Here is a 22274-nt window from a genome sequence, read left to right as displayed (position 1 = left end):
GTACGCAACGTCACGGTATGCTGGCCTGCATGGGAAACGAGATGTCACGCCCACAGAGGATCCGGATCGCCATCGTGGACAATGATGCACTGTCGCTGAAATTCCTGAGCATGTTTCTGCAGCAGACCAATCCAATGATTCAGGTTCTCTGGACATGCACCACAGGAGAGAAGGCAATACAGCAGGTGTTCGAACCGGATGCACAGCCCGACATACTGCTCGTGGATATGAGTCTTGGTGACATGAGCGGAGCCAGCGTCTGCCGCGAGATCAGACGGAGGACCGACCGCGTGCGGATACTGGGCATCACCTCGTTCACGTTGGACCGTTATGCGCAACGATTCGCCGACGCCGGAGGCCAGGGGATTCTCGGCAAGGAGAACATGCGCGATATCGCGCTCGCCATAGGCACGGTGCTGAAGAAAGAGACCCTTTCGGATTCATCGATTGACATGACACCCACGATCACATTCGACGATGCCAAGACCGCGCACCAGAGGCTCCGTACGGCACAGGATCCATTCCAGCTGCTGAGTCCCACGGAACAGCGTGTACTGGAACTGTACGCCAATGGAGACAATATGGCCGAGGTAGCCAAAAAACTTTCCATATCGGAAGGCACTGTCAAGACGCACATCACACGACTGGAGAAAAAGCTCGGCCTGTCCTCAAGGCAACAGGTCATCGTGCACTGGTGGACCAGTAAACGCTGAGAAACAAGAGGACGTGGAATGACGCATCAGTCACAATGGACAGCATGGATTACGAGACAATTCCCCTATCTCAGTGCCGCACTGGCCTTATTGGCGCTTGCCATGGTGGATGCAATATCACGCGCAACATGGATGCCATTGGGAATCGGGTACTTTGGTGTTTTTCTGATGCTTGATGTAGTCATGGCTTGCCGTCCGATGATCGGCAGTGTTTCCATGATGGCGTTTTCCATCATCGGGAGTCTGATCACTCAAACAGTCTCTCCGAATCCCATAGTAACCGCCATGGTCGCTTTGATAATACTGGGATATCGTAGGCCGAAGCTCGGCCTGATACTCGGGTGTATGGAAATAGTCTGTCCTTTTATCAATATCGCGCTTAGATATCCAGTGGACTTTGACCTATACAGTGCCGTTAACATGTGTGCGCTGACGGCACTCTGCTACTTCATCGGATACGCCTTACGTTGGAAAGACCAAGCAGCCAAAGCCGCAGTATTAAAATCGCAGCTCGGTCATCTTCAGCACACCTTGACGGTTGCCACTGCCCTCCACGATACGACGTCATCCAATCTCAGCAACATCATGCAGGTCACCCAGATGCATCTCATCAACAAGGAGGATGCCAGTAAGGACGACTGGCAATTAATCAATGTCAAGGCGACCGAGGCTCTCCACGGTGTACACCACGTGATTGCCTTGCTCGACGCCGATAAACAATCGACCGAGGTCGAGCCTCGGCAGTCGTTCATGGAACAATTGGAATCCTGCGTGAGATTCGAAGAAACCACTCTACGCAATGCCGGATTTACCGGCACCACGTTCATTACCGGAGTCGGCAACCCTTCCAGTCATCAACGAGGCCAAGCCGTATTGGACGCACTAAGCGAAATTTATCGCAACATTGAGCGCCACGCTAATCCCGATTTCTTCTACAAGGTTTCCATCAGTATCGATAATTCCATCAGCATACTTGCGAGCAATACTTGCCGCGACAAACATCTCTGTTCCATTCCCCACGGCAAAGGACTAAAGGTGCACACCAAACGGATAGCCTCGCTCGGAGGCACCTTTACAAGCCATAAAAACGGCAACCAATGGAACGTTATACTTCAAATGCCATTGCGCTAGCTTATTTACTATGAGGACAACCAAGAGGAAACAGCCAGGGAATAATGCATCCAATATTCGTAGGCTGAGGCTCATTGAGATTAGCGTCATTCTCACCCGTATTGGCCACAGGGCCAAACAACGTAGCCAGTGTCATGAGTATGGCGATAGTCGTCTTCATATCAGAAGGCCTCCTTGCATAGGATGTATATCGATATCGCTGTTATACGCCACACGCCTCTGTCATAACGACGGTATGTATTCCCCTGGGATACATACCCTTTTGGCATTCACGACATCGTATTCTTTTGGGATACCTTTGCTCGACCCGCGATATCCGTGGCATTCATACTGAAGTCATCCTCCAAATCGGAGGATCATTCAATAAGAATGCACATAGTAGGAGCTCATTATGAGCAACAAGGATATCAATACCATCGTCGGTGACGAGTTCAAGGATCTCAACACCGAAGACATGGCCATGCTCACCGGCCGCGGCTCGAACGACGTCGCACCTGCCTCCACACCGGCGGCAACAACCATCACCGTAAGCTTCGTTGTAACCGTTTCCTACGGGTTCGCGACGAAGAAGTTCAAGTGCAACAAGCACTGAGCTAAAACCCATACTCGGCGTGCCTGCAGAGTTCCGAGCCTCCCACAGGCATGTCGACTTATACCTATTTAGCCGAGAGGAAACGAGACAATCATGAAAGCTTGCATGTGGAAAGATTTTCGCTATTTCACAACGCCGACAAATCTGCTCCTGTTTTTCCTGCTTTCCTGCATCATGCCATTGGGAGTCGTTGCGGTCTACCAGAATAATATCCTGAGCCTAGGAACCTATACGCTTAGTTTTTTCTTCTTCTATGCTCCTGCATTGGCTTGCACCCTATCCGTTGAGCAGGATAAAAGAGAGAACATTATAGAACAGTTCCATCAGGCCGAAAGATCAGTAGTCCAATATGCGCTGGCAAAGAATGCCCTCCCACTAGCTGCCGCATCTCTCGCCTGCATCCTCAATTCCTTTTTCCTTGTGTGCCGCGGTTTCTTGCCCTTGAATACGGAATTCCTGTCCTACTGCGTCATGCAAATTCTTTGGATGGCTCCCTTCATCTTCTTTTCCACGGAGATCTCAATACTGTATATCTCAACCAAGAAGAAAATCCAGCATACCGATGAACTCATCATGTTCATACCAGCGCTCGTAATGGCTATTCCAGCAGCCCTTAAACCACTCATTTCCATTGAGATATTTGCCTTTATTATGGCAATGATTGCCTTAGCGATTGGAGCGGTCGCCTGCGCCATTCTCGCATATCGGTATCCTGCCAATCTCCAGTAGGAATCGCATATTGCCTTCGTAGATGTCGACATCAAAGAAAGCTTTCATATCATGAATCCCCTCTCAATATCATCTGCCCTTTCCATCGCGGAACGATATCAGCATCACAAGTCTTCCACACACTGCAATACGGCGTCTGACTCATTCCGCCTTTGGACTTCCCGCAACTCCTCGTTGACGTCAAAAGACTTCGACTCGATGCTGAAACTGCGCGGATACGATAAGGATCAATACGCACAGTGCGTCCGCGAGGCTCCTGAAATGAGTCATGAAGAGCTGTTGGAGCGCGAAGCATGGTATCATTTCTTTTCCGTCATCGAGGAGTGCAACACGGACGAGGCAACGCCGTTCGACGCGGAGGCCGGATATCTCAATGCATTCATGCCGTTCGTGGCATATGCGCATCAGAAGCTTTCCGATGCATTCGACAATGCCATATGCATGGCGAACAATGAGCATGCCGGCACTGTGATGGAGCAGTGCCTGATTGCGCTTGGTTCGCGTTTGCTCAACATTGGATTGAAAACGCTGGTATTGGAGCTCAACCGCGAGCGCATGAATGGGCACCTGTCTGGAGAAGACTCTCACGCACGATTCGCAGCATATACCCGCATCGCCGCACAGCCAGAATACCGGACCGCACTGTTCGACCGGTACCCTGTCCTTGCCCGTATGCTCACTCAGGCCACGAATTATTTCATCACGTTCGTGTCGGAGATCGTGCGACGTGTGGACGACAACGCCATGGAGCTCGCCACGCTTCTGCATACGGAAGCTCCGCTTCGGTTGGAATCCATGGAGCTGGACGGCGGCGACTCGCATGATCATGGTCGCACCGCCGCGATGCTGACCATCAACGATAGCAAGGTGGCCTATAAGCCGCGTAATCTGTCGATTCACACCATGTTCGCCGATTTGACTCATGCCTGCGAACGCCATGCCGGTTTTCTGCCGATGCATGTGCCCGGCATTCTGGATAAGGGCACGTATGCGTTCGAGGAATTCGTCGCCAAACGCGACTGCACTACCGAGGATGAAGTCCGCCGCTACTATACGCGGTTCGGTCAGCTGTTGGGGCTGGTGTGGTTCCTGCATGGCAATGACATGCACTACGAGAACATCATTCCATGCGGCGAATATCCGCAGATCATCGACTATGAAACCATCGCCACGAATTACGTGATGATGGACCTGCCGCAGGATTCCGCAGACATGGTGGTGCAGCAACGACTACGCGACTCCCTTGCCGGCAGTTCGTTCCTGCCCACGCGCATGATACTTGATGCCGCGGGGCATGCCGTGGATCTGAGCGCATTGAATCCCGAAGATCAGCGGATTCCATCCACCATTGCGGTTCCCGTGGATCTCGACAGCGATCAGGCTCGCTACGAGCGTCAGGATGGTGTGTTCAGCAAGCGTGAATATCTGCTGCACATCAATGGCATGCTGGCGGACCCGTACCGATACGGCGGGGAGATGCTGCACGGATTCGATCTGGCCATGGACGCATTGCGCGCCGTTGATGAGGCGGAGCTGCGCGGCATTGTGGAACGGGATGCCAATGTCTGCCGTATTCTGGTGCGCGCCACGAACATCTACTCCCGGTTCCAGGATTTCATCCATCATCCGTCGACTTTGACGGATATGACCAAGGTGGAGGCCGTGCTGGAGAACCTGTACGTGTTCCCCTACCGCAATAAGGCGATTTTCCTCAGCGAGTACCGGCAGATGATGGAGGGAGACATCCCCATGTTCACTGCGCGGCTCAACAGTCGCGACATGCAGGAGCCCGGCGGCGGCACCATCGGACCGGTGTTCGAACGCAGCGTGACGGAACGGATCCTGGACACGTATGCGCATCTTGAGCGGGAGGCGGAATTCCAGCGTCAGCTGATTCGCAATGCGCTGAGACTTTCGGTGAATACATGTTCGACTGCGACACCTTGCAGGAATACTTCCGACTGGTCGCGCAGCGGGAAACAGCAGAGAAAGGACGATGAACGATGAACGACAACGAAATGATGAACGACAACGAACAGAACCAGCAGAGCAAACCCCCGATCATCGCGGTGCAGGACATCACCTTCGGATACAAGCGCAAGCAGAGCGTGCTCGAACACGTGAGCTTCGACGTGCCCAAGGGACAGTCGCTGGCGATCCTCGGCTACAACGGCGTGGGGAAAACCACGTTGTTCAACCTCATCGTCGGACTGCTGCGCCCATGGTCCGGTCGGGCGATCATCAACAAGCGTTACGTACCGTCCATGCGCGACGTGTTCGAAATGACCGAGCAGGCGAACATGATCAATTCGATGACCGTGCGCGACAACATCAAGTTCCGCAAGCTCCTATTCGACAATCGCAAGGCCCGCAAGGTCGGTGCCAGGACGATTGATCTTGCCACGCTGGAGGATCAGAAGCTCGTGCAGGCGTTCGGCATCGGCGAGCATCTGGACAAGAAGGTGTCGGATCTGAGCTCGGGACTGCGCAAGCGCGCCGGACTCGTGGCCGGCATGCTGCTCGACCCGCATATGATCATGCTCGACGAGCCGACGAATTCGGTGGATCCGCTCACCCGACAGCTGCTTGTGGACTACATCAACCAGCTGCGCGCGGATGGTCGGACGATTCTGACCATCACGCATGACCTGCACTACTGCTGGGAGGTGGCCGACCGGATCATCATCCTCGATCACAAGCGTCTGATCGCCGATCATATGATCGCCGATTTCCCCACGTTCGAGGAGTTCGAAAAGGCCGCCACGCTTGGCCGGGAGAAGACGCACGTCGATTTCGGCATCAACGACTGACGGGCACTCTGCTACTCGACCGACCGGAACCATTTACGGAGGATTCATTCATCATGCGCATTATGTCGCCGTTGAGACTATGGCGCTGCCGTCGCCGCCGGTACCACGTGCCGCTGGTCGAGCAGTCCGAGCACAGCGAATGCGGGCTCGCCTGCGCCGCCATGCTGCTGCTCGCCTACGGGCGGCGAACCAGTCTGGAGGAGCTGCGCACCCGGTATGGTGTGCCGCGCGGGGGCATGAGCATGCAGGACATCGTCACCGTGCTCACCGACTTCCGTGTCTCATGCCGTGGCGTGGTAAGCCCCGCCACCATCGAGGGGACCGGCCGGCCGACCCCTAGGGTTCTCCGTGCGATGAAGTCACTGGCGGTGCCGGTGATCATGTTCTGGGATCAGCGGCATTTCGTGGTGTTGGAAAGCTATCGGTTTGGCCGGTTCCGCATCCTTGATCCGGCTAGGGGACGGCTCGCGTTGACCGACGAGGAATTCGTCGCCCATTTTTCGGGAGTCATGCTCATCAGCACCCCCAGCATCGAGGACGACGGATTCGATGATGAGGAGAATTGCGAGAACACCGAAGCCGAACAGGCCGAACGACCCGGTATCGGCGGGGAAAACGGCACGGGGAATCAGGATGCGATCCCGGACATGCGGAAGCTGAGGAATCGTATTCGTCTGCGGCTGCGGCTGATCGGCACCGGTACGTTGCGTCATATCGGGCAGTTCATCCGACGTTCCTCCTTCGCATTCGCGGCGACGCTACTGCTGTCGTTTGCGATTCAAGGGCTGGGACTGATCGTGCCGTCGGTCACCACGTTCATGGTGGATCATCAGACGTTGGCTGGTACGGAATCGTTCTTCATGCTCGCGCTATGCGTGGTGGCCGGTTCGCTGGCGGTGTCATATTTCGTTAACGCATTCAACGATCTGGTGCTCACTCGTCTGCAGGTGTCGTTCGGCCGGTTCCTGTTCGACCGATATATGCGTGGCGTACTGGATCGTGATTACGCGTTCTTCATCAACCGATCGAGCGGCGATCTGATCTACCGGGCGAATCTGGTGATGGTGATCGAACAGACACTGACCACCGGTCTGATCGGCTCACTCGTCTCATTCGTGTTTCTCATCGTGTATCTGGTCATGATGATCGTCTATTCGGTGCCGCTCACCATGATGACGCTGACGGTATGCGCACTGATCCTGATCGTATCCGTGGTGTATGCGGCACGGTCCAAGATGTTGGTGGACAAGGAGACGCAGGCGCAGTCCGCGGTGCAGCAGTCGTTCATCGAGATCTTCTCCGGCATCGAGACGGTGAAAAGCCTCAATTTGGAATCGCATTTCCACGACCGGTGGCATGACGCGTTGGAACGGCAGCTGGGATTCCAGACCCGGCGTGGACGGCTGGAGGCATGGCTGTCGTCACTGTCCGGAGCGTTGATCTTCGTGCTGCCGCTGGCGGTGGTGATGTTCGGCTCCCTGCTGGCGGAGCACGGTATGATCGGGCTCGGCGGAGTCGTCGGTTTCATGACATTGGCGTCATCGTTCGCCACGCCGTTCGCCGGCATCATGGGGGCAATCAGTCAGTTCGCCGCCATCGGCACATACATCCGCAAGGTGATGGAGATCATTCCCGATGACGAAGACAGTGCCCGTGCCGATGATTCCCCGAATGCTCTGCCGGTTCGGGAGATCCCCCAACGGCTGCACGCGGCTGACGTGTCCTACTCGTATTCGGTGTTCAGCAAACCAGTGGTGGAACATATCGACATCGATCTGGATGCAGGGAAAAAGATCGCGATCGTCGGACCGACCGGTTCAGGTAAGAGCACGGTGTTGAGGGTACTCGCCGGACTGGTGGCACCCACCAGCGGACGGATGCTGGTGGAGGAGCCGGACGCGGCGCATCCTCTGACGGAGCAGGCCTCCGAATGGAGAGCACGACATCTGGCGTTCGTGCATCAGGACTCCATGGTGTTCAACGAGACGCTGCGCGACAACATTCTGCTGCATCGAGACGATATCGCGCCGCAACGGCTGTCGGAGATCTGCCAGACCGTGGGCATCGACGAATCGATGATGAACCCGACCATGGGTTTGGACACCATGATCAGCGAGCATGGCATGAATCTGTCCGGCGGACAGAAGCAGAAGATCGCGCTGGCCCGTGCGCTGGTGGCTGATCCTGCGTTTGTGCTGCTCGACGAGCCGACCAGCGCGCTCGACAATCGATCCGAGCAGCGGGTGATGGACTATCTGCTCTCCTCGCCGTGCGGGTGCGCGGTGGTGGCTCATCGGTTGAACGCGATCCGACGGTTCGACGAGATTCTGGTCATGGATCATGGTCGTATCGTGGAACGCGGCACTCATGATGAGCTCATGCAACTGGACGGCGTGTATGCGGGATTGTATGGACGCGGCCAGTGACGCACGGTGCGTTACACAAGCACGAAACCACCGCCTCGATGCTTGTTCGTCGCACACGTGCGTCATATGGGCACCGAGACCGCTCTCCCATGCTTGTTTGACGTACGCACGTGTCGGATGAGCAGCTGGCGCATTCCTCGGTGCGTATCCGACGTATCCATGTATCGGATACGCACCGAAGCGGCATACCCACCGGCATGTGAGCCCCCACGGGAACGCTGCTGAGCCTCACTTGGTGAAAAGGGCCACCGTTTCGACGTGATGGGTGTTGGGGTAGATGTCGAAGCCCTGAATGTGTGCCAGATCGTAGCCGAGATCAGTGAGCGTGGCCGTGTCGCGGGCGAGGCTCGTCGGGTCGCAGGCCACGTAGATCACGCTGCGGGTGCCGGAATCGGCGATCTGCTCGCACACGCGCCTCTTCGCGCCGGCACGCGGCGGGTCGAGCACCACCACGTCCGGCAGGGCGAGATTCTTCGGAATGTTGCGCAGCGTCTTCGACACATCGCCGGCACGGGAATCCACATTATCCAGTCCGGCGGCACGCAGATTGCGCTGGGCGCTTTTCACGGCGGTCTTGGCCCCTTCGATGCTGAGAACCTGCGTTCGTTCGGCGGTCGCGGCGGCCAATGGCAGCGTGAACAGGCCTGACCCGGAATACAGATCCCACAACACGGCCGATTCGGCACCGTCAAGTCGCTCCCGTACCAGATCGATCACCTCGTTCGCCAAGGCGATCGGCGCCTGACGGTGCACCTGCCAGAAGCCGCCGGCATCCACGGTGTAGGTAAACTCATGGCCGTCGTTGAGTCGCACGGTTTCAGTGAGCGTCTGGGAACCGGACTTCAGCTTGCCGTCGACAAGCAGAGCGTAATTGTCGCCGACAGCTGCGGGAATATCCGCGTCATCCGACGATGCATTGCGCGGTTCGGGCACGGCAAGACGAATCTGGGATCCGGGAACGAATCCCCCCTCCCAGACCCGCTGCCGATCAGCCACGGCGTTAAGCGCGTCGGTGGCGAGCGGCATCGCGTCAAGCGGCACGCGGATGTGCGACTCGCGTCGGCGCATGGACGGACGGCCCTCATCATCGGCGATCATCTCGATGCGGGTACGCCAGCCGAGACCGTTGCGATCCACATCATCAGACACGCCGACCACGGGCACCTCGACATCCACATGGCCGAGACGACGCATCTGCTCGCCGATCGTCGATGACTTCCACCGCAGCTGTCCCGGAATGGACACATGCACCATGTCGGCACCGCCCACTCCCCCGCCCCAGGCAAGCGGACCGGCGAGCGGCCAGACGGGGTCCACACGGTCGGCGCTCGGTTCGATCACCTCGACGACCTCGCCGGTCCAGAACCGGTCATCCCGGTCATGCGGCTCGTCAAGACGGATGTCCACCAATTCACCCGGCAATGCGAAACGAACGAACACCACCCGTCCGTCGATATGCGCCACGCACCGGCCCTGATCGGCATAGCGTTCGATACGGACCTGAGTGTTCATAGGGTTTCCTTTCATACAGTTGCGATGGCTGCGACGGTCATGCCTGCTCGTCGGCGGACTCTGCATTAGCGGACTCTGCATTAGCGGCCCGCTCGGCAAGACGATGACGATGCAATGGCGTGGCGATGACCAGCCACGAAGCCCAGATGGCAGCGGCGAACAACGGCACGCCCATGATGAGCCGCGCCGTGCCCAGCCAGCCCACATGATTCGTCAGATACATGGGCACCTGCACGCCAAGACGGGCGGCGAACACCACGATCCACAACCCGGTGACGGTCATGTACGCGCGCAGCAGCGGCTTGTCGTCACGCCACGCGGACAGCCATGCGCGCGGGTGCTCGATCACCGGATTGCGCACGAACTCCACCAGCGCGCCGATGCCCGGGATACGAACAAGCAGAGAAATCGCCAACACCACGATCCAGAACGTATTGACCAGGAAACCCGGCAGATAGTAGTTGCGCGCGTCATGGCTGAACCACGCCCACACCAGGCAGATCGCCACCGCGAACACGCCGGCGAGCGCGCCCATGACCGACTGACGTTGTACAAGGCGGACGATCACCTGGATCACGGCGAGCGCCGCGGAAACCATGATCGTCAGCTGCAGGTCGCGGGTGGCGACGAACAGCACCACGAACACCACGCCGGGCAGTACGGATTCGAGTACGCCGCGCGGGCCTCCGATGGCATCGATGACGGAGAAGTCCTCGTTGGCCAGCGACGCCATGCCGCTGCGTTTGCCGGTGTCGCCAGTGCTACCGGTGTCGCCGGGGTCGGTCTTGTGATCGAACAGGCCCATGCCGGATCAGCGCACTTCGGAGAACAGCGGGCCGCGACGCAGCGTGGTCTGTGTTTCCGTCTCGAGGGTCTTGCTCAGCGGTCCCTTGGGCTTGCCGGGGATCTCCGCGGCCTGGGACTCGCCGGAGTCTTCACCCTCCTCGATCTTGCCTTCAGCCGCAGCCTGCTTGGCACGTTCGGCCGGGCCGATCGGCGGGTGCATGGGAATCAGGTCACGGGGGGCAAGCGGTTCCTCGCCGCGCTCCACCACCACGTCGGAGAAGTACTTGTCGAGCGTCTTCTTCTCCTCGCTGTCCGGATCGGTGGCGGCGGGGCCGGAGAACACGCCGCGCAGCATCCAACGCGGTCCGTCCACGCCCACGATGCGGGTCTTGAGTACCTTCTTGCCGACCGTGACGGGAAGGATCAGCTCCTTGCCGAACGTGCCGTCCTGTTCCTTGGCGTCATGATTGGCGTCCATGAGGTCGCTGCGCACGTCGTCCCACAGGCCGAAGGACTTGGGGGCCGCGAACGCCTCCAGCTCCAGACTGGAGTCGCCCCAGGTGATGGTGGCACCCAGAATCTGGTTGGTCTGGCGGTTGCCCTTCAGGCGCATTTCGATGCCCTGGAGGAACGGCAGGTAGAGGGAGCCGATGTCGAGGTAGTCGTCGTAGTCGGGGATGTTGTCGTCATCCACGTCCCACGGGCCCTGATCCTCGCCGCGCTCGCCATCGGCGGTGGGCTGACGGTCGGCACGCGGTTCGGCGGCGGACTTGTCGGCGTCGTCGGAGTCACTGGACTCATCGACGATGTCGATGTCCGTTTCCTTGTCCTTCTCCTTGGCTTCCTCTTCGGCGTGCTTCTTCCTGCCGAATCCGAACAGTCCCATGGTGCCTCGTTTCTCAAGCGTTCGAACGGTGAGTTTTTCCGTTACATAGACTACACGTTGTACATGATGCTCAGTGGAGCGTGGTCCGACCATCGGGCTTCGTAGGTGGGTGCCTTGTCGATGACGAATCCGCACGCGGTCTCCGCCAGCTCCGGCGTGGCGAACTGGTAGTCGAGCCGCCAGCCGACGTTGTTGTCGAACGCGCGGCCGCGCTGGCTCCACCAGGTGTACGGTCCCTGAATGTCTCCGGCGAGATCGCGCATCACGTCGACGAACTCGTATTCGTCGAGCCACCGGTCCACGTAGGCACGCTCCTCCGGTAGGAATCCGGCGTGTTTGACGTTGCCTTTCGCGTTCTTGATATCGAGCGGCGTGTGCGCGATGTTGAAGTCGCCGCACAGCACGGCCTGTCTGCCGCCGCGTGCGGCCTCGTCGCGCAGCTCGCCGAGCCGGACGAGCATGTGGTCGAGGAACCGGTACTTCTGCGCCATCTTCGTCTCGTCCTCGGCGCTGCCCGCGTGCACGTACACGCATGCAACGGTGATTGTATAGCCCTGTGGCGTGGTGACGTCGGCCTCGATCCACCGACCGGAATCCACGTCCTCGTCCAGTCCGGGCAGACCACGCCGAGTGGCGACCACAGGCAGCGCGGACAGCAGTCCGACGCCGGCCCGGCCCTTGACCCGGCAGACCTCGTTCAGCCGATGCAGATCACCGGGGTCGGACAGCACACCGGCGTCGACGTATCGTCGTGCGAAGTCGTCGAAGATCGGATCGATCTCGTTCTGGGGAGCGCGCACCTCCTGCATGCACCACACGTCAGGGGTATGGGCGTCAACCCATTTTCCTACGTTCTTGCGTCGGGCGGCGCGAATGCCGTTCATGTTCGAAGTGGTGATCGTAATCGTCATGGTTCCTCCAGTGTAGTAGCGACGATGCGACGGCAGCGGCATCGTGACGGCACGGTGCCACGTGACTGAAACAGTGCCACGTGACTGAAACAGTGCCACGTGACTGAATATGCGGCCGTGTCAAGTCAGGCGCGGGGAAAGGCCTGATTGTAGCGTTGGGTGAGCTGTTCGATGGAGACGTGCGTGTAGCGTTGCGTGGTCTGCAGCGAGGAATGGCCGAGCATCTCCTGCACTTCGCGCAGATCGGCGCCGCCGTCAAGCATATGGGTGGCGGCTGAATGGCGCAACGCATGGGGACTGATGTCCGGTACGCCGGCGGCCGCCGCACAGCGATGCACCACCGTGCGGGCCTGCCGCGCATCCAGCCGGCCGCCACGCACGCCAACGAATACGGCCGTCGACGACCGTCCGGCATGCTCGAGCACCCATGGACGGCCCTCGTCAAGCCATTGCGAAAGCGCCGTGGCCGCCGGTACGCCGAAGGGCACCACACGTTGCTTGTTGCCCTTGCCGGTCACGCGGATGGTGTGCGCGGAGAAGTCGACATCACGCAGATCCAGTCCGATGAGCTCCGAAACGCGGATGCCTGTGGCATACAGCAGCTCCATGATGGCGGCATCGCGCAGGGCGAGTGCATGCCGCTTGGCTGTTCCCTCGGGTGAGTCATCCGTCGACTTGGCACGCCCATTCGACGTATTCGCCCCGGCCTCGCCTGATTCCGAGGATGCGACGGATGCGGCATCCACGCTGTTCATCAGCGTCTCCGCCTGCTCCTCGCTTAGCACGGCCGGCAGCGTCGAGGGGATCTTCGGTGTCTTGAGCCCCGCCGCCGGATCGGAGGCGATCATGCCGCGGTCCTGCAGGAACGCGAAGAACGACCGCACGGACACCACCTTGCGCGCCATGGAGGAGCGCGCGTGGGATCGTGACTCAAAGGCGAGCCACGACCGCAGGTCGTTCACCGTCACCGCGTTGAGCGATGTCACGCCGTATAGGTGCAGCATGTGCAGGCATCCCGACAGATCGGCCCCATAGGAGCGCACGGTGTTCGCGCTCAGGCCGCGATTGCGCGTCAGATACTCCAGAAACGCGTCCAGCTGGCGGTCATACTCCATTCGGCTCCTCCCTTCTGCATGCGGCGCGCTCCTCATCATGTCCCTGATCATGACGACGAGAGCGACATTCCCACGATAGGACATGCCGTTGTTTCGGGCGTGGTGGTTGTCCTCCGGCGGAATCTATGGTTTAACAGAAAGGTGAACACTACCGACAACGCCATCACCCCCGCCGAGACGACCGGCGACATCGTACTCACCTTCGTGGTCCCCTCCTACAATGTGGAGGACTATCTGGGCCGCTGCCTCTCCTCACTGCTCATTGAACAGGACCTGAGCGACACGGAGATCCTCATCGTCAACGACGGTTCCAAGGATGGGACCGCCGCGCTCGCCCGAGAATACGAGAAACGCTATCCGAACGTGATCCGGGTGATCGATCAGGAGAACAAGGGCCATGGCGGCGCGGTGAACACGGGCGTGGCCAACGCCAGGGGCATGTATGTCAAGGTCGTCGACGCCGACGACTGGCTCGACATGATGGCGCTGCGCAATGTGCTGGCCGAACTGCGTACGCAGGCCCGTGCCAAGGCTCCGATCGATCTGCTCATCACCAACTACACGTACGAGAAGCAGGGCAAGCGCATCAAGCAGACGATTCGATACCGTGGCGTGCTGCCCGTCAACCGGACTCTCGGATGGAACGACGTCAAACGGTTCCGCCCCGATCAGAACCTGCTCATGCACTCGCTGATCTACCGCACCAAGGTGCTGCGGGAGAAGGCGGGGCTCGCATTGCCCGAGCACACGTTCTACGTGGACAACATCTATGCGTATGCGCCCCTGCCGCAGGTGCGCACGCTCATGTACATGGACGAGGATCTGTACCGGTACTTCATCGGCCGCGAAGGGCAGTCGGTGGAGAAGGACACGATGATCCGCCGCATCGACCAGCTGATCCGCGTGGTGCGCACCATGATCGACGCCACGCCGTCGCCCGTTGCCGTGCCGACCGGACTGTACCGCTACATGATCCACTATCTGACCATCAACATGGCCATTGATTCCGTGTTTATGGTGCTGTCCAAGGACAAGGAGAACTACCGCCGCAAGGACGAACTGTGGGCGTATCTCGCCGAACACGCGCCCGAGGCGGACAAGGCGGTGCGCCGGACGATGATCGGACGGGCGCTGAATATTCCCGGGCCCGTCGGACGCATGCTCATCCATGTGGGCTACGGCATCGCCCACAATATCGTCGGCGTGAACTAGGAGACTAGGATTCAGCGAAAACGCCGCAGATAGTCGTCCAGCAGCTCCACGCTGCGGCCTGCCATGTACCGGTAGCCGAACACGCCTGGATGGAAGTGATCGGACGCATAGAATTCATCCGTGTCGGAGCGCACGTTCTCGTGGGTCATGTCGAGGAAGAACACGCCACGTTCGGCGCAGATCTCCCGACTGGCCCTGGTCTGCGCATCGATCTGCCCCTCAAGGAACTTCCTCAACGCCGGTCCGAGCGACGGGCTGTTGTACAGCTGCCCTGAACTGAACACCACGATGTTGTCGGTCAACGGCTGGGCCTCGTCAAGCACGGCGGCAAGATCCGTCTTCCATTCGTCGATGCTGCGCTGGGCCATGATGTCGTTGGAGCCGGCGCATACGATCAGCAGATCCGGCGACTCATCCACCTCGGGCAGCAGACGGTAACGCACGCGGCGCATGGTGGCACCCAGCTTGCCATACGTCCGCCACTGCACCTGACGTCCCAATGCGCCGGCGATCTCCTGGGCGATCGCCGGAATGAACCCGTCCTTTTGATCGTCGACGCCGCAGCCGGCGACCATGGAATCGCCCACCGCCACCAGACTCAGCGGGCTTCGATCGGAGGCCAGCGGGCCGACCACGCCGGAACGATCCCCCGCCGGCTCGGCTGCAAGATGCACATGATGCTTGGCCCACCATGCCTCGGCCAGCACCCTGGCCCTGCGTGCGACGTTCATCGACTGTCCTCCCCGTGGTCGCTTATCTGATGCGATACCGTATCGTCGTAAATATACATCTCCTCGGTACGAATCCGATCACCTATGGGGAATGAGACGGACCGCGCGCAACGCCGGGTCATGCCCCGATGCCCGTAGAAGCCGAAGTCGCAGCCGGTGTCGGTGTACAGGAAGAAGTCATCGATGCCCTGATCGTGGAAGTACCGCATCGCGTCGTCGAACAGCATCCGTCCCAATCCGTAGCCGCGATATTGTCCGTCGACGATGAACAGGACAAGCTCGCCATCGTATCGTCTGCCCTGGGATTCGGCGTCTCGCGACAGCTCCTTGTCGGCGGCCATGTACTGGCGGAACATGCCCAGCCCCTGACGTCCCTCGCGGCTGGTCAGCAGTCCGCACACCGCTCCCAGCTGCATCAGCTGCATCCGCCGGTCGATGTGTGGACGACGACGGTCGGCGGCGACGATGAGTCCGGCCACTTCCCCGTCGACGTCAGCCACCCTCATATAGGTGCGACGGGACAGGCATTCGTAGGCGTCGATCTTTCCCAACAGTGCGGCGTTACGCGCGGACATGCTGACGTCATAGCCCCAGGTTCGGCAGACGATTTCCTCGATCCTCGGCATGTCCTCGGCACGCATGGCCCTCAACACGGCTTGCGACGACATTGGTGCACAACCTCCATTCAATCGACCTTCACCTTATCCGATGCCCGCGTGGAACGCCAACTGCACCGTCATGGTCTTCGGCAGACGCACCGGGAATATTCACATGACGTTCAGCGAATCATCCGCGTTTCTCCGCGCTGTGAGGGACAATGGTGGGTGCAGGCCGGCGACGGTGAGAGTCACCATGGCGCCGGCGGGAAGGCTGGGTACGATGATGTCGATGTTGTTCGATGACGACGCCGAGCTGGAGGACGAGTTCAAGTCCGCAGCATTCACCTCGGACGACGTGCGCGCCATGGAAAGGCCGCTGCTTGACGACGGCGTGCCGCTGATGCGCATGGCGGCGTCCGCCACCGCCATGACGGCGCGGGTCATGATGGCCCGGGCCCATGTCTCCCCTGACACCGCTCGTATCGTGCTGCTGGCCGGAGGCGGCGACAATGGCGGCGATGGCCTGTTCGCCGCGGCGGAACTCGCGCATGACGGCGTGGAGGTGACCGTGGTGGCCGTCGGCAGAAGCCTGCACGAGCAGGGGCTTGCGGCGTTGCGCGCCGAGGGAGGCGAGCTGATCGTGCTCGATCCGGATGCGGACATCCCCGGATTCGCCGGTCCCGAGGACGCGCAGGAGGCTGCTGACCTGTTCGATGATGCGATCGGTGTGATCGAGACCTCACATCTGGTCATCGACGCCATGACCGGCATCGGACTCAACGGAGCGTTGCGGGGCATTCCCGCCCATATCGCCGCCGAAGTGGGCGAGGATGGTGAACTTCCCGACACGATCGTGCTGCCGCATGGCCGCAGCGGTGACGAGTTCCCGCTGGTGCTGGCCGTGGATACACCGTCAGGCGTGGGCATCAACGATGGCACATTGCCCGGCCCGTATATTCCCGCAGATGTGACGATCACGTTCGGCGCACTGAAGCCCTGTGATCTGCTGCCGCCTGCCACGTATGTGTGCGGCCGTCAGGTGCTGGTCGATTTCGGATTCGACACCGAGCCCTTCACCCCGGCCGTAGAGGCGGTCACCCGCCGTACCGCCGCGCAGGCCGTCCGGTTGCCGCATATCACCGATGCCAAGTATTCGCGTGGCGTGGTCGGACTGGTCACCGGCTCGGACGAATACCCGGGGGCCGCCGTGCTCTCCAGCGAGGCCGCCGCGAACTCGAACGTGGGCATGGTCCGCTATGTAGGTCCGGTTCGTGCGCAGGACATGGTCCTGCGCCGCGTGCCGGAGGCGGTGATGGGCAAGGGCCATGTGCAGTCCTGGGTGGTGGGTTCGGGCGTGCCCGCCGGACCTGATGAAGGCGATGTGGATCAGCAGCGCAAGCGCATCGGCGCACTGCTCGCCCATTATGCCGCGGATGAGGCCGGCAGCGAGGAGATGCCGCCGATCGTGGTGGATGCCGGCGCCTTGGATCTGCTGCCCGAATCGTGCGTGCCTCAGGTGCTGATCACCCCGCATGCCGGCGAGCTCGCACGACTCATCTCCGAGCGCGACGAGGATGTGACCGCCGAGGATGTGATGGCCGAACCGCTGGCGTGGGCCACGCGCGCGTGGGAGCTCACCGGCGCGACCGTGCTGCTCAAGGGCGCGGTGACCGTGGTGGTCGGTGATGATGACGCAGGCAACGCGCAGGCCTTCGTCTCGGGATCCGCACCGGCATGGCTGGCGAGCGCAGGTGCCGGCGATGTGCTTGCCGGCACGTTGGGTGCGGTGCTAGCGCAGAATGCGGCGACGCTGGAGCAGCTTCCCGACCAGACGGCCATCTATGCGGCGGTCGGCGCGTATATCCATGGTCTGGCGGCGACGCTGGCCTCCGCGTCGACGCAATCGGGTCTGTGCGAACCGGTGGTGTACGACGATCGGGATCCGATTGCGTTCCTGCAGGCCATGGAACCGGATGACGTGCCGGACGATGCCATCACGGGAACGCTGGGATCTCCGATCCGCGCCGGTGACGTGGCGGATCAGCTGCCGCTGGCATTCGGGACGCTGGTGAGTCTGTACGATGCGGAATCGGATGACTCCGACGATTCGTCCGACGGCGGTGATGACGGCGGTTCCGCTCCTGATTCCCCGAAGCCCGACGGGTCCGACGCCGTGCGCGTGTATTCCTCCGATGGCGGATCGGGAATCATCGATGGCACCGTGGCGAACGGACCGCGTGACGATGACGATGAAATCGTGCTCGATGCGGACCGTGACTACACGGACGAGGAGCTGGACGCGCTTGCCGACGCGATTCTCGCCCAGTATGAGGATCCCGAGCGGTAACGCGTTCGGGCGTTCGCCCATCGCCCGTCATCTGTCATTTCGCAATACCGTATGACGAGAACCACATGATGAAACCCCCTCGCGGATCGCATCCCGAGGGGGTTTCGTCATGGACGGTGCGGATATGTCCAATGATCGGCTATCGGGAGGCGAGGTGCTCCCCGATGATGCCAAGGAACCTCTGCGACGCGGATTCACGCCTTTCACCGTCGCCGTCGCGTGTGGGGTTCTGTCGGGTTTCGTCATTGAAGACATAGACGTCGAAGTCTGGCAGGTCGGCACCCACGACCGGCATGGACGACAGACGGTCATCATGATCCACCGCCACGGAGGCCATGAGCCCCACGGCCAGTCCGGAGATGATGATCGCCTTCATCGTGTTCACGTCGGATACTTCGATGAGCCGTGTCGCATCCACATGCGATCGCAGGTATGCGGTGGCGGCCTTGGAGTGGACGAAATCGTCGCCCAGCGTGACGAACCGCAGCGAGCCGGTCATCGCGGGATCGGAGATGTCGAACACCGCCCGGTCCCCCATGACAGCCCTAACGCCATGAGGATTGTCCGCCGCGTAGGCGAGCACGAATGGGAACGAGGCGATGCGGAACGTCTGGATGCCTCCCACGCTGGGGGCGCTTCCCACGCTGGCCACGGCCCCGAAATCCACGGCGTGCCGTTCGATCTGTCGCATGAGCCGCCGTGACCCCACGGATTGCACGTCCACCTCCCCGCCCAGTCGGCTGGCGAGCGTATCGATGGATTCGGCTCCGAGCAGGTAGGCGGAGATGATGGGTGGCAGACCGACGTTGTACCGGCTGGCATGGTCTGCCTGCTGCAGTTCCTCCGGCAGCCGGTCGAGTTCGCCGAGAATCGAGGCGGTGTGCCGCATGAGCACCAGTCCGGCTTCGGTGAGCGATACGCCGCCCTTGGCACCGAATCGATGACGTTCCACCAAGGTCACCCCAAGCCGCTGTTCCAGCCGTTTGATGGCCAACGACACCGTGGGTTGGGAAACGCGTGCGGCCGCGGCGGCATCGGTGAAACTCCCCAGTTCGGCCACCAGTTGGAACAGTTCCATGTCGCGCACATTGTCGATCGACGCCATTGCCACCTCCCCTGCCGCCATGTTGCCTCCATCCATTGTATGGGACGGTTCGGCGGCGTGGGGAGGTGATGCCGGCATGGGCCTCAGTCCTCGGGATGCCAGATGTTGGCCTCCACCGCTGCAGGCACGTCCGGCACGGGCTCGCGGTTGAGTCCTTCGACGACGGCTTGCTCGGCGACGGCGATGGCCACACGGCGGGAGATCTCGGTGAGGGATGACACGGGTGGCAGCACGGCAGCACCCGGTTCGTTCACGTCGATCATGTCGGAGATGGCGTGCGCGGAGGCAAGCAGCATGCGGTCACTGATCAGACGGGCCTTACCCACGATGGCACCGAAGCAGATGCCCGGGTACATGAGCGCGTTGTTGCCCTGTCCGATGTGGTAGGTCACGCCGTTGTATTCCACGGGATCGGACGGGGTTCCGGTGATCACGAACGCACGGCCCTCGGTCCAGCGAATCACATCGGCCGCCTTGGCCTCGGCCAGTTCGGTGGGGTTGGAGATCGGGCAGATCAGCGGGCGGTCCACATGGGAGGCCATGGCACGCACCACGCGTTCGTCGAATGCTCCGGCACGGGTGGAGGTGCCGATCAGTACGGACGGCTTGAACGCATCGACCACGGCCGCAAGGTCGGTGATGTCGTCGAGCCCGGCGAATTCGGACGGATCATGCGCGTACTTGGCCTGCCCTTCGGTCAGCCCCTCCTGTCCGACGAGGATGAGTCCGTAACGGTCCACAAGCGCCACACGGCTCATGGCGTCGGCACGGTCCATGCCGCCTTCGAGCACCATGTCGTCGACGAGCTGATCGGCGATGCCCACGCCGGCCGTGCCCGCTCCGAATACGAGAATGCGGGTGTCGTCATAGTTCGTGCCGGCGATGCGACGTGCGGCCACCAGAGCGGCGAGCACGGTCACGCCAGTGCCCTGGATGTCGTCATTCAGCGTCAGCACATCGCCGCGGTAGCGGTCGAGAATCGGAGCAGCGCACGGACGGCCGAAATCCTCCCAATGCAACAGGGCGTTCGGATAAAGCTCCAGGCTGTCGCGTACGAACGTTTCGATGAAATCGTCGTAGCGCTCGCCGCGTACGCGCTTGAAACGATTGCCCACGTAATGCGAATCGTCGAGCAGTTCCCTGCGATCGGTGCCCACGTCGATCATGACGGGCAGCACACGTGCGGGATCGATGCCTGCGGCAGCCGTATACACGGCGAGCTTGCCGGTAAGGATCTCCGCACCCTGCGCGCCCCAGTCGCCGATGCCCAGAATGCCTTCGCCATCGGTGGCGACGATCAGATCGATGTCCCGTCCCTGCGCGTACTGGCGCAAGGCGTCCTTGATTCGCTCGGGGTGTTCGATCGACACATAGGCCACGTCTGATCCGAAGTAGAACTCGCCGTACCGCTGGATGGACTGGGCGACGGTGGGTGCATAGACGATCGGCATGTATTCGGTCAGATGCTTCGCCATGCCGTGATAGAACAGGCGACGGTTCTCACGGCAGACGCCCATAAGGTACAGGCGCTTTTCGATGTCCTTGTCAAGGCTCCGGAAGCGGGCGTACACGGCCTGTTCCTGCAGATCAAGCGTCTGCACGGCTGCCGGCAGCAGTCCGTCGACATCCATTGCCACCCGCTCATCGGCGGTGAGGGCAAGCCCCCTGGTCGCGAAGGAATCCTTGAGTGTGGTGAATCCGGTCATGTCGTTCATCCTCGTTTCTTGCACTGGACGGTGTTCGGGAGTGGGCTTCGAGTGGTTCAGGCCTCGTTGCCCGGTTGTTGTCTTTCAACTTAGGAAGCCGCCCGCACCGGCACAAATAATCAACGGCAATACGACAACATGCCTCATATTGCAACGGTTTACGATCATTCTTCGGTGGTTCGTCCCCATATTGCCGTTGGTTATTACGGCTGACATCTGCGATTCGGAGCGATGACGCATTACGCCTCGGGTCCGGCCGCGTTGATCTACGGTGCCGGATATCTCAAGACCCCTGAGTTCCTCCGGATCGGGGTTATAGGAACTTTTGTGGTGCTTATAACTGGCATCTGGCCTTGTGGCAGTAGGCGTGTCGGCTGGTTATTTTCGACGGCGGGAAAATAGCCGGCTTGTGCCATGGGTCGGGTGGCGGGCTGGATGTCGTGAGAACGAAATCCAGCAAGGCGAAGAAGTGCCCGATCTGCGGTCGGGCGATGAAGAAGAACGGCAGGACCGCGAAGGGCACCCAACGGTGGAAGTGTCCCGACTGTTCGTTGAGCTCGACGATGCCGCAGGAACGGGCCGCGCGGGCGCGCATGCTGGACGAATTCCTGACCTGGCTGCTGGGCAGGCAGCCGCAGTGTGCGATCGACCCGTCCGGTGACTCGCGCGCCCTGCGCAAGCGCACCGCCTGGTGCTGGAACATCCATCCGCGCATACCGTCCGTGACGGCCAGGCATCATACGGTGATGGCGGACGGCACGTACATGGACCACGGCTGGTGCCTGATCATCGCCATCGACGGCGAGACCGGCGAGACGCTTGACTTCCAATGGTGCGGGCATGAGTCCAAGGCGGCCTACACGGCGCTGTTCTCGCGCATGCCCGCGCCGGACGTGCTCGTCACCGACGGGCTGCGCGGCGCGGAGACCGCCTGCCGTGAGACCTGGCCCGGCACGCGCATCC

19 protein-coding genes and 1 pseudogene are annotated in these 22274 nt (G+C 60.6%); 11 read left to right on the top strand and 9 right to left on the bottom strand.

Translation table 11 applies throughout. The annotated features are described in order from the left end of the window. The first annotated feature begins 41 nt into the window (after positions 1-41). From BTIS_RS11755 to BTIS_RS09905, 7 genes are all read left to right on the top strand, one after another. Positions 42-713 (top strand): response regulator transcription factor, encoded by a 672-nt coding sequence (locus BTIS_RS11755; RefSeq protein WP_158216893.1) that lies wholly within the window; start codon positions 42-44, stop codon positions 711-713. An 18-nt stretch (positions 714-731) separates the two neighbouring features. Next, positions 732-1844, top strand: coding sequence for a sensor histidine kinase (locus BTIS_RS09930; RefSeq protein ID WP_094665040.1), 1113 nt, complete (start codon positions 732-734; stop codon positions 1842-1844). Positions 1845-2235: 391 nt separating this feature from the next. Next, positions 2236-2436: a lichenicidin A2 family type 2 lantibiotic gene (locus BTIS_RS09925; protein WP_094665038.1), complete on the top strand. Its 201-nt coding sequence runs from the start codon at positions 2236-2238 to the stop codon at positions 2434-2436. Between the two features lie 93 nt (positions 2437-2529). Further along, on the top strand, positions 2530-3165 hold the full coding sequence (locus BTIS_RS09920; protein WP_094665036.1) for a hypothetical protein: 636 nt from the start codon (positions 2530-2532) through the stop codon (positions 3163-3165). 198 nt (positions 3166-3363) lie between these two features. Further along, complete coding sequence (lanM, locus tag BTIS_RS09915; RefSeq protein WP_158216892.1) at positions 3364-5172, top strand: type 2 lanthipeptide synthetase LanM; 1809 nt, start codon at positions 3364-3366, stop codon at positions 5170-5172. Then, positions 5169-5975 carry an ATP-binding cassette domain-containing protein gene (locus BTIS_RS09910; protein ID WP_245819414.1) on the top strand — a complete coding sequence of 269 codons (807 nt, stop codon included), beginning with the start codon at positions 5169-5171 and terminating at the stop codon, positions 5973-5975. Before lanM ends, BTIS_RS09910 begins: the two co-directional genes overlap by 4 nt. Before the next feature lie 53 nt (positions 5976-6028). Then, positions 6029-8401: a peptidase domain-containing ABC transporter gene (locus tag BTIS_RS09905; protein ID WP_094665032.1), complete on the top strand. Its 2373-nt coding sequence runs from the start codon at positions 6029-6031 to the stop codon at positions 8399-8401. 228 nt (positions 8402-8629) lie between these two features. Here BTIS_RS09905 and BTIS_RS09900 read toward each other — a convergent pair whose 3' ends face one another. The 5 genes from BTIS_RS09900 to BTIS_RS09880 form a co-directional block, all read right to left on the bottom strand. Then, positions 8630-9913: a class I SAM-dependent RNA methyltransferase gene (locus tag BTIS_RS09900; RefSeq protein WP_094665030.1), complete on the bottom strand. Its 1284-nt coding sequence runs from the start codon at positions 9911-9913 to the stop codon at positions 8630-8632. 37 nt (positions 9914-9950) lie between these two features. Next, on the bottom strand, positions 9951-10718 hold the full coding sequence (locus BTIS_RS09895) for a DUF3159 domain-containing protein (protein ID WP_245819413.1): 768 nt from the start codon (positions 10716-10718) through the stop codon (positions 9951-9953). Between the two features lie 6 nt (positions 10719-10724). Beyond that, on the bottom strand, positions 10725-11585 hold the full coding sequence (locus tag BTIS_RS09890) for a DUF3710 domain-containing protein (RefSeq protein ID WP_094665028.1): 861 nt from the start codon (positions 11583-11585) through the stop codon (positions 10725-10727). Positions 11586-11635: 50 nt separating this feature from the next. Beyond that, the gene (locus BTIS_RS09885; RefSeq protein ID WP_094665026.1) at positions 11636-12496 is read right to left on the bottom strand and encodes an exodeoxyribonuclease III; all 861 of its coding nucleotides are present in this window, start codon (positions 12494-12496) and stop codon (positions 11636-11638) included. Between the two features lie 125 nt (positions 12497-12621). Further along, positions 12622-13611, bottom strand: a complete 990-nt coding sequence (locus BTIS_RS09880) for a tyrosine recombinase XerC (protein WP_094665024.1) — start codon at positions 13609-13611, stop codon at positions 12622-12624. Between the two features lie 141 nt (positions 13612-13752). Between BTIS_RS09880 and BTIS_RS09875 the strand changes: the two genes are divergently transcribed. Then, complete coding sequence (locus BTIS_RS09875; RefSeq protein ID WP_245819412.1) at positions 13753-14823, top strand: glycosyltransferase family 2 protein; 1071 nt, start codon at positions 13753-13755, stop codon at positions 14821-14823. A gap of 11 nt (positions 14824-14834) precedes the next feature. On the opposite strand, the gene BTIS_RS09870 is transcribed toward BTIS_RS09875, so the two are convergent. Both BTIS_RS09870 and BTIS_RS09865 read right to left on the bottom strand, forming a co-directional pair. Then, the gene (locus BTIS_RS09870; RefSeq protein WP_094665020.1) at positions 14835-15554 is read right to left on the bottom strand and encodes an SGNH/GDSL hydrolase family protein; all 720 of its coding nucleotides are present in this window, start codon (positions 15552-15554) and stop codon (positions 14835-14837) included. Next, the gene (locus tag BTIS_RS09865; protein WP_094665018.1) at positions 15551-16222 is read right to left on the bottom strand and encodes a GNAT family protein; all 672 of its coding nucleotides are present in this window, start codon (positions 16220-16222) and stop codon (positions 15551-15553) included. Before BTIS_RS09865 ends, BTIS_RS09870 begins: the two co-directional genes overlap by 4 nt. Positions 16223-16442: 220 nt before the next feature. On the opposite strand from BTIS_RS09865, the pseudogene BTIS_RS09860 reads away from it, so the two are divergent. After that, positions 16443-18227: pseudogene (locus BTIS_RS09860) on the top strand (bifunctional ADP-dependent NAD(P)H-hydrate dehydratase/NAD(P)H-hydrate epimerase); the annotation flags it as partial. 412 nt (positions 18228-18639) lie between these two features. Here BTIS_RS09860 and BTIS_RS09855 read toward each other — a convergent pair. Beyond that, a complete protein-coding gene (locus BTIS_RS09855; protein ID WP_158216891.1) occupies positions 18640-19626 on the bottom strand; it encodes a LysR family transcriptional regulator in 987 nt (328 codons plus the stop codon). A gap of 62 nt (positions 19627-19688) precedes the next feature. Continuing rightward, on the bottom strand, positions 19689-21320 hold the full coding sequence (locus BTIS_RS09850; RefSeq protein ID WP_094665014.1) for an NAD-dependent malic enzyme: 1632 nt from the start codon (positions 21318-21320) through the stop codon (positions 19689-19691). Positions 21321-21542: 222 nt separating this feature from the next. Here BTIS_RS09850 and BTIS_RS12240 point away from each other — a divergent pair, with 222 nt between their 5' ends. Beyond that, positions 21543-21713, top strand: a complete 171-nt coding sequence (locus BTIS_RS12240) for an anion permease (protein ID WP_275542050.1) — start codon at positions 21543-21545, stop codon at positions 21711-21713. 38 nt (positions 21714-21751) lie between these two features. Further along, positions 21752-22274 (top strand): IS1/IS1595 family N-terminal zinc-binding domain-containing protein (locus tag BTIS_RS09845; protein ID WP_143248937.1); only part of this gene is annotated, 523 nt, incomplete at its 3' end.

The organism is Bifidobacterium tissieri, from assembly GCF_002259645.1.
Classification (GTDB): Bacteria; Actinomycetota; Actinomycetes; order Actinomycetales; family Bifidobacteriaceae; genus Galliscardovia; species Galliscardovia tissieri.
Note: the sequence above shows the minus strand (reverse complement) of the source record. Positions and strands in the feature narration are given on the sequence as shown.

Excerpts from the sequence above, each read along its gene's own strand:
- BTIS_RS09870 (WP_094665020.1), bottom strand. The coding sequence starts at position 15,554 with ATGAACGTCGCACGCAGGGCCAGGGTGCTGGCCGAGGCATGGTGGGCC.
- BTIS_RS12240 (WP_275542050.1), top strand. The coding sequence starts at position 21,543 with ATGACGCATTACGCCTCGGGTCCGGCCGCGTTGATCTACGGTGCCGGA.
- BTIS_RS11755 (WP_158216893.1), top strand. The coding sequence starts at position 42 with ATGTCACGCCCACAGAGGATCCGGATCGCCATCGTGGACAATGATGCA.
- BTIS_RS09925 (WP_094665038.1), top strand. The coding sequence starts at position 2,236 with ATGAGCAACAAGGATATCAATACCATCGTCGGTGACGAGTTCAAGGAT.
- BTIS_RS09850 (WP_094665014.1), bottom strand. The coding sequence starts at position 21,320 with ATGAACGACATGACCGGATTCACCACACTCAAGGATTCCTTCGCGACC.
- BTIS_RS09900 (WP_094665030.1), bottom strand. The coding sequence starts at position 9,913 with ATGAACACTCAGGTCCGTATCGAACGCTATGCCGATCAGGGCCGGTGC.
- BTIS_RS09910 (WP_245819414.1), top strand. The coding sequence starts at position 5,169 with ATGAACGACAACGAAATGATGAACGACAACGAACAGAACCAGCAGAGC.
- BTIS_RS09885 (WP_094665026.1), bottom strand. The coding sequence starts at position 12,496 with ATGACGATTACGATCACCACTTCGAACATGAACGGCATTCGCGCCGCC.
- BTIS_RS09880 (WP_094665024.1), bottom strand. The coding sequence starts at position 13,611 with ATGGAGTATGACCGCCAGCTGGACGCGTTTCTGGAGTATCTGACGCGC.
- BTIS_RS09855 (WP_158216891.1), bottom strand. The coding sequence starts at position 19,626 with ATGGCGGCAGGGGAGGTGGCAATGGCGTCGATCGACAATGTGCGCGAC.
- lanM (WP_158216892.1), top strand. The coding sequence starts at position 3,364 with ATGCTGAAACTGCGCGGATACGATAAGGATCAATACGCACAGTGCGTC.
- BTIS_RS09930 (WP_094665040.1), top strand. The coding sequence starts at position 732 with ATGACGCATCAGTCACAATGGACAGCATGGATTACGAGACAATTCCCC.
- BTIS_RS09895 (WP_245819413.1), bottom strand. The coding sequence starts at position 10,718 with ATGGGCCTGTTCGATCACAAGACCGACCCCGGCGACACCGGTAGCACT.
- BTIS_RS09905 (WP_094665032.1), top strand. The coding sequence starts at position 6,029 with ATGCGCATTATGTCGCCGTTGAGACTATGGCGCTGCCGTCGCCGCCGG.
- BTIS_RS09890 (WP_094665028.1), bottom strand. The coding sequence starts at position 11,585 with ATGGGACTGTTCGGATTCGGCAGGAAGAAGCACGCCGAAGAGGAAGCC.
- BTIS_RS09865 (WP_094665018.1), bottom strand. The coding sequence starts at position 16,222 with ATGTCGTCGCAAGCCGTGTTGAGGGCCATGCGTGCCGAGGACATGCCG.
- BTIS_RS09920 (WP_094665036.1), top strand. The coding sequence starts at position 2,530 with ATGAAAGCTTGCATGTGGAAAGATTTTCGCTATTTCACAACGCCGACA.